Genomic DNA, 1240 nt, shown 5'->3' on the forward strand with positions numbered 1-1240 from the left:
GCCCGAGGCCCCGAGGGTGATCACCACCTCGGGCACCCGCTCCAGGAGCGCCGGGCCCGCCCGGTGGGGGTCGCGGTGTCCGGTGAGCGCCGCCGCCTCGTGCTCGTTGGGGACCAGCAGGTCGACGCAGTCGAGCAGCGCGTCCGGCAGCGGGGTGACCGGCGCCGGGGTGAGGACGGTGTGGACGCCGTGCTCCCTGGCCGCCCGCGCGCCGGCCAGGACGCCGGCCGCCGGGAGTTCGAGCTGGAGCAGCAGGGTTCCGGCGGCGGCGATGCGGGCCGCGTCGCCCGGGGCGAGGTCGGTCACCGCCGCGTTGGCGCCCGGGACGACGACGATGGAGTTGCCGCCCTCGTCGTCGACCACGATGTGCGCGGTGCCGCTGGGCCCGGGGACGGTGCGCAGTCCCCCGGTGTCCACGCCGCGCTCGGTGAGTGCCGCACGCAGCCGGGGGCCGAAGGCGTCGTCGCCGACCGCGCCGATCATGGTCACCCGGCCGCCGGCCAGGGCTGCCGCGATCGCCTGGTTGGTGCCCTTGCCGCCGGGGCCGGTACGGAAGGCGTGGCCCGTGACGGTCTCGCCGCGCGCGGGGGCGACGGGTACGTAGGCGACGAGGTCCATGTTGGCCGAGCCCAGTACGGCGACGGTGGCGGCGGCGGAGGTGTGGGGCACGGCTGCTCCCTGAGAGTGCCGGGTACGGCGGCTGCGGGCGGACGGGCAAGTGGCGTTCACCTTGCCGTATCCGCCCGCCGGGGCTCAATGTCCCGCGCTGCCAGGGCCGGACCACGGCGGCCGGGCGCGGCAGGGCGCGGGGGGGAGGCCCCGCGCGCCGCGCCGCGTCCGTTCACCGGCGCGGGGGCGGCGGCACACCGCTCCGGGCCGGCGCGCGGCTCACTCGATGGCGCACCGGGCGTCGTCCGGCGGCAGGGTGAGGTCGGTGAGGTAGTCGGCGACGATGTCGTCGACGCACGCGTTGCCGCCGATCAGGGCGATGCCGTGCTGTTCGCCCTCCACGGTGAGCAGGGTGCCGCCCAGGGCCTCGGCCAGCCGGACGCCGCCCTCGTACGGGGTGACGGGGTCGCCGGTGACCGCGACGGTCAGGGTGCCGGGCAGCCCTTCGATGCCGGTGCCGTACGGGTAGCCGAGGGTCGGTTCGGCGGGCCAGAACGCGCACATGCTGCTGCTCTCGGCGATGGGCCGTCCCGGGTCGGCGAACGGGGCGGCGTCCAGGACGGTGCGGATC

At 77.3% G+C, this 1240-nt stretch carries 2 protein-coding genes; both read right to left on the reverse strand.

Annotated features, from left to right (window positions below):
* The coding region (locus ACFV5N_RS27895; RefSeq protein ID WP_385605355.1) for a ribokinase at positions 1–618 on the reverse strand (618 nt) is incomplete at its 3' end.
* Between the two features lie 270 nt (positions 619–888).
* A partial coding sequence (locus ACFV5N_RS27900) for an alpha/beta hydrolase (protein ID WP_385605351.1) occupies positions 889–1240 on the reverse strand: 352 nt, incomplete at its 5' end.

The sequence above is a fragment of the Streptomyces sp. NPDC059853 genome (assembly GCF_042731495.1).
In the GTDB taxonomy this organism is placed as follows: domain Bacteria; phylum Actinomycetota; class Actinomycetes; order Streptomycetales; family Streptomycetaceae; genus Streptomyces.